This window comes from Streptomyces sp. NPDC004065, assembly GCF_044903565.1.
Classification (GTDB): Bacteria; Actinomycetota; Actinomycetes; order Streptomycetales; family Streptomycetaceae; genus Streptomyces.
The window spans coordinates 719,679-735,161 of record NZ_JBJDQT010000001.1; the positions used below are offsets into that span (position 1 = coordinate 719,679).

The following is a 15,483-nucleotide window of genomic DNA, read 5'->3' on the forward strand; positions in this document are numbered from 1 at the left end:
CGCGCGGCTACGCGGTGATGTCCTTCGCGGTGAACCGCGCCCAGGCCGCCGAGCCGAACACCGCCGCGTACAGCGCCTGCAGTTCCAGGTTCTTGACCAGACCGTCCCAGTAGACCGGCTCGCGCATCAGATCGGCGAAGGACAGCCAGTAGTGCGGGAAGAGATACGGCTGGATCGCGTGCAGCTGGGGTATCTGGTCGAGGATCTGGACGGTGATCAGCAGGCCCACGGTCGTGGCCATCGCCGCGATACCGGAGTTGGTCAGGGTCGAGACGAACAGGCCCAGGGCGGCCAGGCCGGTCAGGGACACGGCGACGAAGAGCGCGATGAGCAGCGCCCGCCCCAGGCCCTCGGCGAAGCCGATCCGCGTCCCGGAGATGGTCGTCAGGTCGCCGAGCGGGAAGAGCAGGGCTCCCACCGCGAGCGCCGAGACGGCGACGACGAGGGTGGCGACCAGACAGAAGGCCATCGTCGTGGTGTACTTCGTGAGCAGCAGACGGGTGCGGCCGGCCGGGGCGACCAGCAGATAGCGCAGGGTGCCGGCGTTGGCCTCGCCGGCCACCGCGTCGCCCGCGACCACGCCCACGGCCATCGGCAGGAAGAACGGCAGGGTCGCCGCGAGGGCGGTGAACACCAGGAAGAGCCCGTTGTTGGTGACCTGCGCGATGAAGGCCGGTCCCTGGCCGCCGCCCCCACGCCCGGCCGGCGTGCCGTCCCTGGTCTCGATCCGCACGGCCACCCCGACCAGCACCGGCACCGCGGCCAGCACGCTGAGCAGCGCGAGGGTCCGCCAGCGCCGGAAGGTGACCGAGAGCTCGCTGCGCAGCAGTCCGAAGGTCCACAGCGGGCTCGGGGCGCGTACCGCGGTGTCAGCCTGCGACATCGAAGCCCTCCCCCGTCAGCGCCACGAACGCGTCCTCCAGCGAGGCGCCTTCCACCCCGAAGCCGCGGACGCGGACGCCCGCCGTCACCAGCGCGGCGTTGACGTCGGCGAGCTCCCGCTCCGGTGGTTCACCCGTCACCCGGTCACCGGTGACGACGAGGTCGCCGACCCCCTGTTCCTTCAGCACCCGTGCCGCCTCCCCCGGGTCCGGTGTGGTCACCACGAGCCGGCCGCGCGCTCCGGCGGCCAGCTCGGCCACCGCGCCCTGGATCACCAGCCTGCCCCGCGTCATGACCGCGGCGTGCGTGCAGACCTGCTCGATCTCGTCGAGCAGGTGGGAGGAGAGGAAGACGGTGGTGCCGTCGGAGGCCAGCTCCCGGACCAGGGACCGGATCTCCCGCATGCCCTGCGGGTCCAGGCCGTTGGTCGGCTCGTCCAGGACCAGCAGCCGGCGCGGCTGGAGCAGTGCGGCGGCCAGGCCGAGACGCTGTTTCATGCCCAGGGAGTACGCCTTGGCCTTCTTGCCCGCCGCCGCCGTCAGACCCACCCGGTCCAGCGCCGCGGCGACCCGGGCCCGGCGAGTGCGCGGGTCGGCGGTCGGGTCGGCGGCGTCGTAGCGCAGGAGGTTGTCGCGGCCGGAGAGGAAGCCGTACAGGGCCGGCCCCTCGATGAGCGCCCCGACCTGCGGCAGCACCGCGCGCGCCGAGCGGGGCACGGGACGGCCGAGCACGCGCGCCGTGCCGGACGTGGGCTCGATGAGCCCCATCAGCATGCGGATGGTGGTGGTCTTGCCCGAGCCGTTCGGGCCGAGGAAGCCGAAGACGCTGCCCGCCGGGACGGTCAGGTCGAGACCGTCCACGGCCAGTTGCCCGCCGCGGTACCGCTTGGTCAGCGCACGGGTGCGGATGACGCTGTCGTCCGCCTCCTCCGCGTGGTCCGCGTGGTCCGCGTGGTCCGCGTGGTCCGCGCTCCGTGCGGCCGGGGCCGTCCGCGGGTCCCGGAGCGGCTCCCGTTCCGGGGCCGCCCGGCGTCCCGGCTCCGGCTCCGCGGCCGGGCGCCGTTCCCCTTGCGGCTCCGTGGCGGAGGCCTCGTCCATCGGCTCCCTCGATTCGTCGTGCCCGTGGCCGCCTACTGCCCGGAGTTCGCCGCCTTCACCAGCTCGCCCTTGGTGACGGCGCCGACGTAGACCTTGCCGTCGTCCGTGATCAGCGCGTTGACCAGGCGGGTGGAGAAGACCGTGCCCTTGCCGAACTTGCCGGACACGCTGTCGCCGAGCGAGCCGAGGAAGCCGCCGAGGTCGCCCTTGCCGGAGGAGGACGGGATGCCGCCCTTGCTGCCGGAGTCGAGGACCGCTATGGAGTTCCAGCCCTTGCCGAGGACCTTCGGGCCCGCCCCGGCGAGCCCCTGCCGCGCGCCCGCGCCGGGGCCCGCCCCGGGCTTCCAGGAGCGCTCCGCCCCCTTGCCGCCCCCGCCCCGGGCGTCCTTCTCCTCGGTGACCTTCGCGCCCTTGGGCGGGGTGAAGTCGAAGGTGGAGGCGGCCGGCCGGGCGAAGCTGATCCGGGTGAAGCCCGCGTCCACCACGGCGGCGCCGCCGCTCGCGGGGGTCAGCGTGAACTTCAGCGGCAGCCCCGTCTTCGCGTCCACGGCGATGCTGATGGCGCCGACCGTGGTGCCGGAGGCGTGCTTGGGCCGCAGGACCAGCTTGTAGGCGTCGCGGCCGGCGACCCGCGCGGTGCCGTCGACCTTCACCGAGGTGGTGTCGTCGGCCGCCTTCAGGGCCTCGTCGGCGAAGTCCTTGGGCGTGGCCGGCATCCGGTCCCGGTGCTTGCCGCCGCTCTCGGCCGCGGTGCCGTGGTAGACCTCGTTGGACTTGCTGTCGTAGCCCCAGACGTCCTTTCCGTTGTGGACCAGGCTGTACTCGGCGGCGCTCTCGATCAGCGAGATCTTCTGCCGGTCCTCGCCGTCGGCCGCCACGCGCAGGGTGTGCGTGCCGGCGGCCAGCTCGGTCAGCTTGGTGCCCGGGTCGGCCGACGAGCCGTCACCGCCGCGGGCGGCGCCGGACATCAGGCCGCTCTCCAGGCCGCCGAGGTCCGGCAGACCGAGGTCGGCGCTGACCTTGACCGTGCCGGAGAGCTGCTGGACGTCCGACTGGGCGATTTTCTCGATGAGTTGCTGCGCGGTGATCTTCGGCAGGTCGGGGTCGCCGGAGTCGGCGAGGGCCGGGACGAGCCCGATGGTCGCCGCCGCCACTCCCACCACCGCGACCGGGACGGCATAACGCGCGGCCCTGCGGCGTCCCGAGGGCAGGCCGTCTGCGTCCCCGGTGTGCACGCTGTCGTCGGATTCGTACGGTGCCATGTGTGCCCTACCTCCGTCGTCGGCGGCGGCGGTCCTCTGCACGGGGTCCCACCCCAGCCGCCATTCTCACCCGAATCGGTGACGATTGGTGTTGTCCGTGCTTCCATCTGACCAAATCGCGCGTCGGGAAGCGTCAGACCGCGGAGCCAACTCCATGTACGCCTGGGGTATGACACGACGGCGAGGTGCCCCCACCCGTCCCGTAGGGGACGGGTCGCCCGGCGCGGGACGACCGGGTGAGCCGACGCTTCCGGAACCCTGATGACCCGGGGTCCTGAGGGCCCGGGGTCCCGAGAGCCCCAGAACGCCGGCTTCCGCGAACCTGACGGTCCGGAAGGCTGACGGTCCGGAAGGCTGACGGTCCGGAAGGCTCAAGGCTCACGGTCCGGAGGCCCGCCGGCCGGGGAACCGGAGGGTGCCCGGGACCGGAGGACCCGGGGGGGCGGAACCGGGGGCGTCCCCTGCGGCTACCCGGCTATCCCGCCCGGTGCACCACCGCGTCGCACAGCTGGACCAGTGCCACCTTGGCCTCGCACTCGCGCAGCGGGGCGAGCGCGGCGCGCGCCTCCTCCGCGTAGCGCACGGTGTCCCGCCGGGCCTGCTCCAGCGCGGGGTGGGCGCGCAGGGCGGCCAGGGCCTCGGCGTGCCGCGCGTCGTCGCTCAGGTCGGAGCCCAGCAGTTCGCACAGGGCGACGTCCTCGGCCAGCCCGAGCCGCGCCGCGCGTTCGCGCAGCCGCAGCACCGGGAGGGTGGCGATGCCCTCGCGCAGGTCGGTGCCCGGTGTCTTGCCGGACTCGTGCGAGTCGGAGGCGATGTCCAGCACGTCGTCCGCGAGCTGGAAGGCGACGCCCAGCCGCTCGCCGTACTGGGTCAGCACGTCGACGACCGTCTCGTCGGCGCCGGACATCATGGCGCCGAAACGGCACGACACGGCCACCAGCGAGCCCGTCTTGCCGCTGAGCACGTCCAGGTAGTGGTCGATGGGGTCCCGGCCGTCCTGCGGCCCGGCGGTCTCCAGGATCTGCCCGGTGACCAGCCGTTCGAACGCCACGGCCTGCACCCGGACGGCCTCCGGCCCGAGGTCGGCGAGGATCTGCGAGGCCCGGGCGAAGAGGAAGTCGCCGGTCAGGACGGCCACCGAGTTGCCCCAGCGGGTGTTGGCGCTGGCCACGCCGCGCCGCACCGCGGCCTCGTCCATCACGTCGTCGTGGTACAGCGTCGCCAGGTGGGTCAGCTCCACGACCACGGCCGACGGCACGACCCCCGGCGCGTAGGGGTCGCCGAACTGGGCCGCGAGCATCACGAGCAGCGGCCGGAACCGTTTCCCGCCTGCCCTCACGAGGTGCTGCGCGGCCTCCGTGATGAAGGGGACCTCGCTCTTGGTGGCTTCGAGCAGCCCTTCCTCGACAGCCGCCAACCCGGCCTGGACATCGGCTTCGAGAGCCTGGTCCCGCACGCTCAGCCCGAACGGCCCGACGACGGTCACGAGGGGTCTCCTGTCTGCTGGTGTCTGCTGCGGCTACACGGTTTGTCGATAGGTCGCTGCCATCACTCGAGTCAGCGTATCCGGTCACCTTTCGATCACCACCAGCGCCCACCGATACAGGCCAGGCGGTATCGAAACACGGCCGATATGTTTTTGATCAACCTATATGAGTAGATATTTATCGACTTATCGCTCCCCGGCCATCCTTCCCCTTCCCTCTCCCTCCCCTCCCTCTTCGCACACACACCCACACCTACACACGTACGAACACTCCACCGGGCCGCGCGACGTGACGACTGTCACGCACGCCGGCCCCGTTTCCCTTTCCCGGACATACGGGAGTCCGATTCACCCCTATTAGCACTCGAATTCCCGTTGGCGGTAAATGCTCTCCCGCACGCCAAACCGTGAGTTGGGTCACGCCCACTCCCTGGCGCCACCCTCATCCCCTCACCTCCGCAACCCTTTGCGCGCAAGCCAGTTGACCCTTGGCAAACGCAAAGGATCAAGCGCCTCATACACGGTTGATCAAGGTCAATAGGGACGAGCTGTGCGTCAGCCACTTGTTCCGGACATGTGCTCTCGCATACGTTCCGGGCCGTCGGGTGGACGCCGAATCCTGCCGCCGCCCGACAACCCATCGAATGAACCGTTCACGGCAGGAGCGGGGGACCCAGGTAAGCCGCTGGACCGGCCGGTGCACACCCGTGCCGTGCGCCGTCCGGAAAGGCTCGGGGTGAAGTCGCGTCCCCAGGGACGCGGCCGGGCACCTCCCCGCCCGAACCCGACAGCTCACCTCGCAGGCGGCGGAGAGGAAGACCATGTCTGCACTCGGCCTGTGCCGTACCCGTCCCGCTCGTCTCATCCGCACCCTCGCCGTCGCCGGCACGGGTGCCGCCGTTCTCGCCATGCCGCTCGTCGGCGCGACCAGCGCCGCCGCGGCCACCCCGGCCGCGACCAAGACGGCCGCCACCGTCGGCTACCCCAACAACCTCGACGGCTGGATCCGGGCCTCCCTCGCGCTCATGGCGAAGAAGGGCATCCCGGGCACCTACAACGGCATCCACCGCAACGTGATGCGCGAGTCCTCGGGCAACCCGCGGGCCATCAACCTCTGGGACTCCAACGCCGCCAAGGGCATTCCCTCCAAGGGTCTGCTCCAGGTCATCGACCCGACCTTCAAGGCGTACCACGTGTCCGGCACCTCGTGGGACATCTACGACCCGGTCGCGAACATCACCGCCGCCTGCAACTACGCCGCCGCCCGGTACGGCTCGATCGACAACGTCTTCGGCGCCTACTGACCGGCCCCGCCCGGGGCCGCGCCCTGACAAGCGGCCCTAGGCGAACAGTCGTTCGAGGACGACGGCGATGCCGTCGTCCTCGTTCGACGTCGTGACCTCGTCGGCCACCGCCTTCAGTTCGGGGTGCGCGTTGGCCATCGCGACGCCCCGCGCGGCCCACTGGAACATGGGGATGTCATTGGGCATGTCCCCGAACGCCAGGGCGCTCTCGCGGCCCAGCCCCAGACGCGCGGCCGCGAGCGCCAGCCCGGTCGCCTTGGTGATCCCGCATGGCTGGAGTTCGACGGTCCCCGGGCCCGACATGGTGACCGACACCAGGGACCCGACCACACCGCGGGCGGCGGCCGCCAACTCGTCGTCGGACAGCACGGGATGGCGCAGCAGCACCTTGCTGATCGGTGCGCGCCACAGGTCGTCGCGCCGCTCGACCCGCACGGCGGGCAGCGTCGGGTGCGGCATGCGGTACCCCGGCTCGATGAGCGTGAGCCCGTCGAGCCCGTCCTGGTCCACGGCGGCGTACACCTCCCCCACCTCGGCCTCGATCTTGCCGAGCGCGGTCTCGGCCTGCTCCCGGTCCAGCGTGACCGACCACAGCATGCGGTCGGCGCCGGCGTCGTAGAGCTGCGCGCCCTGGCCGCACACCGCGAGCCCCGTGGCGCCCAGGGCGCCGAGCAGTTCCCGTACGCGCGGCGCCGGACGGCCGGTGACCACCAGGTGCCGGGCACCGGCCGCGGCCGCCCGCGCGAGCGCGGCGAGGGACCGTTCGGACACCGTGTCGTCGGCGCGCAGCAGCGTTCCGTCCAGGTCAGTGGCGATGAGGGCATATGCGAGGGGAGCGGCCATGATCAGAGAATACGGACCCGCCCGCACCGGCCCGTCGGGAACCGGACGTTCGCGTTCCCACCGCCCGGGGTCCGCACCCCACCGCCCCCAACCGCCGCCCGCCGCGGGGTTCGCACCCCGTTCCTCCCCACCGCCTCCCGCCGCAGGGTTCGCACCCCGCCCTCCAGAACCGCCCGCCCAGCCGGGCCTGCCCTCCAGAACCGCCCGCCCAGCCGGGCCGGTCCGCCCAGCCCGCCGGTCCACCGGTCCGCCGAACCGCCCGGCCGGTCCGCCGGGGCGCGCGGGCCGGCCACCCGCCGCCCCGCCGCGGGAACTTCAGCCGTGTGCCGCCGCCAGGTGCCGGGCCAGCCTCGGGGAGGCGAACTCCGTGCCGCACACGAAGCGCATGACCGGACCGTAGGAGGCCGCGGCGGGCAGGCCAGTGAAGTACAGGCCGGGCACCGAGGAGACGTAGCCGGCGCCGAGTTCCGGGGCGCCCCGGCTGACGGCCAGCTCGGTGCGCAGCTCGTGGCCGAGGAACCCCATCGCGGCGATGTCGACCCGGTAGCCGGTCGCCGCGATGACATGGTCCGCGGTCAGTTCCTGGGTGCGGCCCCCCAGGGTCCGCACGGTCAGCGCCGCACCGCCGCCTCCGGCCCCGGCCTCGGCGCGGACGACCCGGCTCACCTCCTGGACCGCGACCGTGCCCTCGAAGCGGTCGCGCAGCCACCAGGCGCCCAGCGGGCCGAGCACCCGGCGGACCAGGTAGTGCCGGGTGCGGGCGGGCAGATGGCGGTAGGGGTGGGGGTAGTAGCTCAGCGCCCACAGCGACCAGGCCCGGCCGAAGGGCGACTCGGGGCGCAGCCGGGGCTGCCGCCAGGGCGGGGCGCCGAAGGCCACCTTGCCGCGCCCCCGCGACACCACCCGCACCCGCGCGCCGGCCTCCGCCGCGAGCACCGCCGTCTCCAGCGCCGACTGCCCGGCGCCCACGACGATGAGCTCCTTGCCGGCGAACACGGAGAGGTCGTGGTGCTGGGAACTGTGCGAGACGGGTCCGGTGGGCGCCGGGCCGTCCGGCGCCGCCGCGGCCAGCTCGGCCGGCAGGTGGGCGAGGCCCGACAGGCCCGTGGCCACGACCACCGCCCGTGCGGCGAACTGCTCACCGGAGTCCAGCTTCAGCTCGAAGCCCCCGCCCGGCCGCCGGTCGGCGGACACCACCCGCACCTGTTCCAGCCCGGGCACCAGCCTGTCCTGGAACCACTCGCCGTAGGCGATGAAGGTCTCGACCGGGATGAGGTCCTCGTCGGTCACGAGCCTGCGGATGCCGGCCGCGTCGCAGTAGTCGGCCAGGGTGTGGCCGGGCTGCGGGCAGTCGATGGTGGAGGCGGCCGGGGTCGACTTCAGCACCATCCCGGCGGGCATGTGGTCGCGCCAGCTGACCATGGGCTCGCCGAAGACGCGGACGGGAATGCCGCGCGCTCGCAGATGGGCCGCGGTGGACAGGCCGAACGGCCCGGCACCGATGACTGTTACCGGATGGTTCACGAAGTCCCTCCCCAGGACGTACGACGTGCGGATGCGTCACTTCGTGGGCCGGCCGGACGACGGGACGGCCGCCGCCGGAACCGGTGCGGCGCCGGTCCGGGCGGGGCGGCCGGCGCCCTAACCGGCGGTGCTGCCGCGGCGGTTGGTCCGCCACAGCTGGTACAGGTGCTTCGCGCCCGGCCGCACGAAGCGCGCGAGCATGGTGAGGAACGGCAGCGGGTCGTCACCCGCCAGCCAGGCCAGCTCGGTCCCGCTCGCCCTGGCCGGCGCGTGCGGAGTCGTATAGCCGCTGCGGCGGTAGGCGAGGAGCGCGGGCAGGTCGATGTTCTCCACGACGAACCGGCGCCCGGCCCGCTGCTCCCCCTCCGGAACGGGGCGCCCGGTCAGGTCCAGATGCATGGCGCGCACGACGTCCACCCCGGACTCGCTCTCGAAGAGGCGGAACTGGGCGCCCATGCGCGGGTTGAAGTCGAGCAGCTTGTACTGCCCGTCGCGCCGGTCGAAGCGCAGGTCGAGGTCGATGATGCCGGTGAAGCCGATCTGCTTGATGAAACGTGCGGCGATGTCCGCGAGTTCCGGGTTGTCCACGACGTACGCGCTCGCCGTCATGCCCGCGTGCGGCGGCCAGGAGCGGACCTTGACGCCGGTGAACATCGCGAGCGGGGTGGCGTCCCGGTCGAAGTAGGCGTGCACGATCCAGTCCTCCGCCTCCTCCCGCGGCAGGTACTCCTGGAGGATCACCGCGGGCCGCTCCCCCCAGTCGCGGGCGAGCGCGAGCAGGCCCTCGCGGGTGGTGATGCGGGTGGTGCCCCCGACGGCGGGCCGGCTGCGGCGGACGAACGCCTCGCGGTTCTTGGCCACCACCGGGAAGCGCGCCTTCTCCGCGAACGCCACGATGTCCTCGTACGTCCGCGGGAAGGCGGCCGCGGGGCTCGGGATGCCGTGCTCCACGCACAGTTCGTGCAGGCCCTGCTTGCTGGCCAGGCGGCGCGGCAGGCCGGGGGCGACGGGCGGGAAGAGGAAGTGGCCGCCGAGCTCGTCCTGGTGCTCGGCGATCAGGACGGCCGCCTCCTCGTCGGTCGGCACCAGGACGGCGGGGCGGCCGATGCGGCGGCCGATCCGCAGCAGGCCCTCCACCAGGTGGTCCGCCTCCTCGGTGCCCTTCGTCGGCCAGACGAAGGCGCGCCGGAGATAGCGCGAGGAGGCCGCCGGTGTGCAGGAGTCCTCGGTGATGGCGTACATGGGCACGCCGAGCCTGCCCAGGCTGCGGATCGCGCCCACGCCGCCGTGGTGCAGTGGATAGTCGCCGAACTTCACGATCAGGCCCGGCACGTCGCGGTCCGCCGCGAACGGCGCGCCGACGGCATTCCTGGCCACGGGTCCCCCCACGTGTCCCCCCTATGGAGCGGACCCACCCCGTCCGCGTCCCCCAAAGGACGCTAAGCCGGAATTGGACGCTCCGACAAGACCAATTCGGACATTGCAAACTCTTTAGACACTGCCCAAGAGGGCCGACTCGGCCGTAACGTGTGGCGCGACCACATGGAACACGGGAAACGGAAGGCAGCACCCCATGCCCCCCTTCGAGGTCCCCGAGGGCGACCCCTTCGGTCCGCACAACCTTCCCTACGGCGTCTTCTCGCCCGCCGGTTCGCAGGAGCGGACCGTGGGTGTCCGGCTCGGCGACCACGTCCTCGACGCGGGGGCGGCGGCGCACGCGCTCGGCTCCCCGTACGCGGCCCTGCTCGCGCGGCCCACCCTGAACCCGCTGCTGGCCGCGGGCCGCACCGCGTGGTCGGACGTGCGGCGGGCCCTGACGGCGTGGGTGACGGTCCCGTCCCACCAGGAGACGGTCGCGCCGTTCCTGCACCCGCTCGGCTCGGTGACGCTGCACCTGCCCTTCGAGGTCGCCGACTACGTCGACTTCTACTCCTCCGAGCACCACGCGCGGAACGTCGGCCGGATCTTCCGCCCGGACGCCCCCGACTCGCTGACCCCCAACTGGAAGCACCTGCCGATCGGCTACCACGGCCGCTCGGGGACGGTGGTGGTGTCGGGGACCGACGTCGTACGGCCCTCGGGGCAGCGCAAGGCGCCCACCGACCCGGCGCCCGTGTTCGGCCCCTCGGTGCGGCTGGACATCGAGGCGGAGGTCGGCTTCGTGGTGGGCGTGCCCTCCTCGCTGGGGCACCCGGTGGCGCTGGAGAACTTCCGCGAGCACGTGTTCGGGCTGTGCCTGCTCAACGACTGGTCCGCGCGGGACATCCAGGCCTGGGAGTACGTCCCCCTCGGCCCGTTTCTCGGCAAGTCGTTCGCCACGTCGGTGTCGGCGTGGATCACCCCGCTGGACGCGCTCGAGCAGGCGCGGGTGGCCCCGCCGGAGCGCACCCACCCGCTGCTGCCCTACCTGGACGACTCCAAGGACGAGCCCGGCGGCTACGACCTGCGGATCTCGGTCGCGATCAACGGGCACGTGGTGTCCGAGCCGCCCTTCGCCACCATGTACTGGACGGCCGCCCAGCAACTGGCCCACATGACGGTCAACGGCGCCTCCCTGCGCACGGGCGACCTGTACGGCTCCGGGACGGTGAGCGGGCCCGAGCCGGCCCAGCGCGGCTCGCTGCTGGAACTGACCTGGAACGGGCGCGATGTGCTGGAACTCCCGGACGGCAAGCGGGCCTTCCTGGAGGACGGGGACGTCGTCACGCTGTCGGCGTGGGCGCCGGGCCCGGACGGCGTCCGGGTGGGCCTCGGAGAGGTGAGCGGCCGCATCGTCGCGGGCTGACGGACCACCGACGGGCGGGGCGGAAGCGGGAACCGGTTGCCGCCGGACGACTGACTCCCGCCGCCCCGCGCCGTCATACTGACCGGTGGGCCGTGCGCGCGCACCACGCGGGCCGGCCGCACCGCACCACCCCCGCCGCCCCGCGGCGGCGATCCCCGCACCGCTGTGCGCACCACGCCCCCGCGCGGCGCCGCACCGTCCGGCACTCCCCGCACCGCATCCCCCCGCACCACGTCCCCGCACCACCCGCACCACCCGCACCGCCCACCTCCGCTCAGGAACCGGAGTCCGTGGCATGACCGTCTGCCTGCTCCTGCTCAGCGCCGTCGCCCTGACGGCCGCCGTGCCGGTACCCCGCGCGCTGACCCGGGCGGTGTGGCCCGAACGGGAACCCGTCGTCGGGCTGTGGGCGTGGCAGTGCCTGGTCGCCACGGTCCTGCTGTGCTGCCTCGCCGCCCTGGTCCTGGGCGCGGCCGCCGTCTTCCACACCGTGCGGGACCGGGTGTTCGCCCCGGCGCCGCCCGCCGTGACGGCCGCCTACGACCTGTCGGCGGCGCCGGTCTGGGCCGCGGTCCTCACCCTGCTGCTGGCCTGCGGCGCCGCCTGGACCACCGCGATGCTGGCCCGCGAGCTCGCCGAGGCGCGCCGCCGCCGCGGCCGGGCCCGCGCGCATCTGCGCGAACGCGCCCCCGAGCTGCCCGCCGGGCTTCCGGCCGCCCGCGGCCCCCTGCTGGTGCTGGAGGACGAGTACCCGGATGCCTGGTGGATGCCGGGCCATCCCCCGCAACTGGTCGTCACCACCGGCGCCCTGCACCGCCTCACACGTCATCAGCTGGACGCCGTCCTGGCCCACGAACGCGGCCACGCCCGCGCCCACCACGACTGGCTGCTGCACCTGGCGACCGCGCTGGCGACCGGCTTCCCGCGCGTGCCGCTGTTCGCCCACTTCTGCGACCAGACGCACCGGCTGGTCGAGCTGGCCGCCGACGACACGGCCTCCCGCCGCCACGGTCACCTCACCACGGCGCTGGCCCTGATCGAGCTCAACCAGCACCGCGGAGTGCTCTCCTGCGCCTCCAGCCACCGGCTGCTGGGCGAGCGCGTGGACCGCCTCCTCGAGCCGCCGCCCCGGCTGGACCGCGGGCGCCGCGCCCTGACGACCACGGCGGCGGCCCTGGTGCCGCTGCTGCCGCTCCTGATCACCTTCGCCCCGGGGCTCACCGCACTGGGCTGACCGCCCGGGGCTCACCGCACCGGACTCGCCACACCGGACTCACCGCACCGGCCTGACCGCGACGTCGGCGGCTCCGCTCGTCCCGGGCGCCGGGAGACGGACCTGCCCGGACGGTGGGATCTTCTATATCCAGTCGCCGTCCGGATCGTCCGGCACGTACGGCTCATCCGGCCCGGAACCGGCTTCCGCGTCCCGCCCGGCTTCCGCGTCCGGCCCGGGCCCGCCGTCCGCCGGGGCGGCCTCCGCCCCGTCCGCCGCCCCGTTCAGCGACCGGAGCACCTCGAGTACGCCCTCCCCGTACGTGGCCAGCTTCTTCTCGCCGACGCCGCCCACCGTGCCCAGCTCCTCCACGGAGGCCGGCCCGACGGTGACGATCTCCCGGAGCGTGGCGTCGTGGAAGATGACGTAGGCGGGCACGCCCTGCTCCCTGGCCCGCTCGGCGCGCCAGGCGCGCAGTGCCTCGAAGGCGGGCAGCAGCTCCTCGGGCAGCTCGGCCGCGGCCGCCCGGCCCCTGGACCGGCCGGAGGCGGACGACGAGGACGAGGCTCCCGCCCGCGAGGCGGCCCGCCGCTCCGGTTCCTTGCGCAGCGGCACCTCGCGCTCGCCGCGCAGCACGGCGGCGCTCGCGCCGGTCAGCACCAGCGTGCCGTACTCGCCCTCGACGGCGAGCAGGCCCTGCGCCAGCAACTGCCGGACCACGCCCCGCCATTCGCCCTCCGTGAGCTCCTGGCCCCGGCCGAACACGGAGAGCTGGTCGTGGTCGAACTGGATCACCTTGCCGGTGCGCTTGCCGAGCAGGATGTCGATGATCTGGCCGGCACCGAACTTCTGCCCGCGCTCCCGCTGCAGCCGCACCACCGTGGACAGCACTTTCTGGGCGGCGACCGTGCCGTCCCAGGTCTGCGGCGGGGTCAGGCAGGTGTCGCAGTTGCCGCAGCGCTCGTCCTGCGGGTCCTGGCCGAAGTAGGCGAGGAGCTGTCCGCGGCGGCACTGGGCGGTCTCGCACAGCGCGAGCATCGCGTCCAGATGGGCGGCGGCCCGGCGGCGGAACGCCTCGTCGCCCTCGCCGGACTGGATCAGCTTGCGCTGCTGCACCACGTCGTTGAGCCCGTAGGCCATCCAGGCCGTGGACGGCAGGCCGTCACGTCCGGCGCGGCCCGTCTCCTGGTAGTAGCCCTCGACCGACTTGGGCAGGTCCAGGTGGGCGACGAACCGCACGTCCGGCTTGTCGATGCCCATGCCGAAGGCGATGGTGGCGACCACCACCAGCCCGTCCTCCCGCAGGAACCGGGACTGGTGCGCCGCACGGGTGCCCGCGTCCAGGCCGGCGTGGTACGGCACCGCCTCGACCCCGTTGCGGGAGAGGAACTCGGCGGTCCGCTCCACCGAGTTGCGCGACAGGCAGTACACGATGCCCGCGTCGCCCGGGTGCTCCTCCTTCAGGAAGGCGAGCAGCTGCTTCTTGGCGTCGGCCTTGGACACGATCCGGTACTGGATGTTGGGCCGGTCGAAGCTCGCCACGAAGTGCCGGGCCCGCGGCATGTCCAGCCGCTGGGTGATCTCCTGGTGCGTGGCACGGGTGGCCGTGGCCGTGAGCGCGATCCGCGGCACGTCCGGCCAGCGCTCGCCCAGCAGCGACAGCGCCAGGTAGTCGGGGCGGAAGTCGTGGCCCCACTGGGACACGCAGTGCGCCTCGTCGATGGCGAAGACGGAGATCTTGCCGCGGGAGAGCAGGTCGAGGGTGGCGTCCACGCGCAGGCGCTCCGGTGCGAGATAGAGCAGGTCCAGCTCGCCCGCCAGGAACTCGGCCTCGACCACCCGCCGCTCGTCGAAGTCCTGGGTGGAGTTGATGAAGCCGGCCCGCACGCCCAGTGCCCGCAGCGCGTCCACCTGGTCCTGCATCAGCGCGATCAGCGGGGAGACCACGACGCCCGTGCCGGGTCTGACCAGGGCCGGGATCTGGTAGCACAGGGACTTCCCGCCGCCGGTGGGCATGAGGACGACGGCGTCGCCGCCCGCCAGTACGTGCTCGACGACCGCTTCCTGCTCGCCCCGGAAGGCCTCGTACCCGAAGACCCGGTGCAGCGTGGCCAGGGCCTCGCTGGTCTCGCCCTCCGTCACTGGCATGTCGGTGACACCGCCCGTCCCGCCCATCGTCTCGTCCCCCGTACGTCGTCCCTCGACCACTGCCTCCACGATAGGGGGCCGCGCCGACAGGCCCGGAGTTTTCCACAGGCCCCCCGGCAGAGGACCCGGTCAACGACACGGCAGTCGTTCACACGTACGCGGGGGACCTCGCGCGTTTCCGGCCGATACCCTGGACGCACCGGTGAGACTCCGTCCCATGGGAGCACTGATGAGCGTCGCACCGAAGGCGTCCAAGCCCATCTGGCCGACTCCGCCGGAAGGCGGCTGGAGACCGCCGACGACCTGGACCGCCTCCCGAATCTTCCTCCGCACACGGAATTGATCGACGGCAGCCTGGTCTTCGTGAGTCCGCAAACCGCTTTTCATGAGCGCGCTGTCGACTTCTTCAAGTGGCAGTTGCAGTCGTTGGCACCGGAGGACTACGAGGTCTTCCGCGAGTTCACCGTCGACATCGACCACCAGAACCGCCCCGAGCCTGACGTCGTCGTCGTGCGGAGGTGGTGGGGGCCCGGAGCAGACCCGTTTCCCGGCCGACGCCGTCGTGCTGGCGGTGGAGGTCGTCTCCGAGGACTCCGTCTCCCGGGACCGCGAGACGAAGCCGCTGAAGTACGCGCGGGCGAAGATCCCCCACCACTGGCGGGTGGAGAACGAGCAGGGACGCGCCGTGGTGCACGCCTTCGAGCTGGAGCCCACGACGGGCGCCTACACCAGCGTCGGCATCTTCCGGGAGCGGATGAAGGTGGACGCCCCGTTCTCCGTGGACCTGGACCTGACCGCGATCAGGACCCGGCACGGCAAGGGCGAACAGCGGCGGACCCGTGGGGGCGGGGGGGGGGGGGGGGGGGGGGGGGGGGGGGGGGGGGGGGGGGGCGGGGCGGCGGGGGGGGGGGCGGCCCCGCGCCCGCCCGCCCACGCCCG

General features: G+C 73.1%; 11 protein-coding genes, 1 pseudogene and 1 riboswitch. Of the genes and pseudogenes, 4 read left to right on the forward strand and 8 right to left on the reverse strand.

The genetic code is table 11. The annotated features are described in order from the left end of the window. Positions 1-7: 7 nt before the first annotated feature. From ACI2LW_RS03250 to ACI2LW_RS03265, 4 genes are all read right to left on the reverse strand, one after another. Entirely contained in the window at positions 8-883 is an 876-nt protein-coding gene (locus ACI2LW_RS03250) for an ABC transporter permease (RefSeq protein WP_404729361.1), read from the reverse strand. Beyond that, positions 870-1,979, reverse strand: a complete 1,110-nt coding sequence (locus ACI2LW_RS03255) for an ABC transporter ATP-binding protein (protein WP_404729362.1) — start codon at positions 1,977-1,979, stop codon at positions 870-872. Before ACI2LW_RS03255 ends, ACI2LW_RS03250 begins: the two co-directional genes overlap by 14 nt. A gap of 32 nt (positions 1,980-2,011) precedes the next feature. Next, a complete protein-coding gene (locus tag ACI2LW_RS03260; RefSeq protein ID WP_404729363.1) occupies positions 2,012-3,241 on the reverse strand; it encodes an outer membrane lipoprotein carrier protein LolA in 1,230 nt (409 codons plus the stop codon). A gap of 475 nt (positions 3,242-3,716) precedes the next feature. After that, positions 3,717-4,727 (reverse strand): polyprenyl synthetase family protein, encoded by a 1,011-nt coding sequence (locus tag ACI2LW_RS03265; RefSeq protein WP_404729364.1) that lies wholly within the window; start codon positions 4,725-4,727, stop codon positions 3,717-3,719. A 637-nt stretch (positions 4,728-5,364) separates the two neighbouring features. Beyond that, a riboswitch (cyclic di-AMP (ydaO/yuaA leader) is annotated at positions 5,365-5,546 on the forward strand. A 2-nt stretch (positions 5,547-5,548) separates the two neighbouring features. On the opposite strand from ACI2LW_RS03265, the gene ACI2LW_RS03270 reads away from it, so the two are divergent. Beyond that, positions 5,549-6,031: a transglycosylase SLT domain-containing protein gene (locus tag ACI2LW_RS03270; RefSeq protein WP_404729365.1), complete on the forward strand. Its 483-nt coding sequence runs from the start codon at positions 5,549-5,551 to the stop codon at positions 6,029-6,031. 36 nt (positions 6,032-6,067) lie between these two features. Here the strand turns inward: ACI2LW_RS03270 and ACI2LW_RS03275 are convergent, their stop codons facing one another. The 3 genes from ACI2LW_RS03275 to ACI2LW_RS03285 form a co-directional block, all read right to left on the reverse strand. Further along, positions 6,068-6,874, reverse strand: coding sequence for a Cof-type HAD-IIB family hydrolase (locus tag ACI2LW_RS03275; RefSeq protein WP_404729366.1), 807 nt, complete (start codon positions 6,872-6,874; stop codon positions 6,068-6,070). 315 nt (positions 6,875-7,189) lie between these two features. Beyond that, complete coding sequence (locus ACI2LW_RS03280; RefSeq protein ID WP_404729367.1) at positions 7,190-8,398, reverse strand: FAD-dependent oxidoreductase; 1,209 nt, start codon at positions 8,396-8,398, stop codon at positions 7,190-7,192. 117 nt (positions 8,399-8,515) lie between these two features. After that, the gene (locus ACI2LW_RS03285; RefSeq protein ID WP_404729368.1) at positions 8,516-9,775 is read right to left on the reverse strand and encodes an ATP-grasp domain-containing protein; all 1,260 of its coding nucleotides are present in this window, start codon (positions 9,773-9,775) and stop codon (positions 8,516-8,518) included. A gap of 196 nt (positions 9,776-9,971) precedes the next feature. Here ACI2LW_RS03285 and fahA point away from each other — a divergent pair, with 196 nt between their 5' ends. Continuing rightward, on the forward strand, positions 9,972-11,183 hold the full coding sequence (fahA, locus tag ACI2LW_RS03290; protein ID WP_404729369.1) for a fumarylacetoacetase: 1,212 nt from the start codon (positions 9,972-9,974) through the stop codon (positions 11,181-11,183). A 295-nt stretch (positions 11,184-11,478) separates the two neighbouring features. Then, the gene (locus tag ACI2LW_RS03295) at positions 11,479-12,417 is read left to right on the forward strand and encodes a M56 family metallopeptidase (protein ID WP_404729370.1); all 939 of its coding nucleotides are present in this window, start codon (positions 11,479-11,481) and stop codon (positions 12,415-12,417) included. Positions 12,418-12,540: 123 nt separating this feature from the next. On the opposite strand, the gene recQ is transcribed toward ACI2LW_RS03295, so the two are convergent. Then, positions 12,541-14,571 (reverse strand): DNA helicase RecQ, encoded by a 2,031-nt coding sequence (gene recQ, locus ACI2LW_RS03300; protein ID WP_404729523.1) that lies wholly within the window; start codon positions 14,569-14,571, stop codon positions 12,541-12,543. A gap of 202 nt (positions 14,572-14,773) precedes the next feature. Here recQ and ACI2LW_RS03305 point away from each other — a divergent pair. After that, a pseudogene (locus ACI2LW_RS03305) lies at positions 14,774-15,364 on the forward strand (Uma2 family endonuclease); the annotation flags it as partial. Positions 15,365-15,483: the final 119 nt, after the last annotated feature.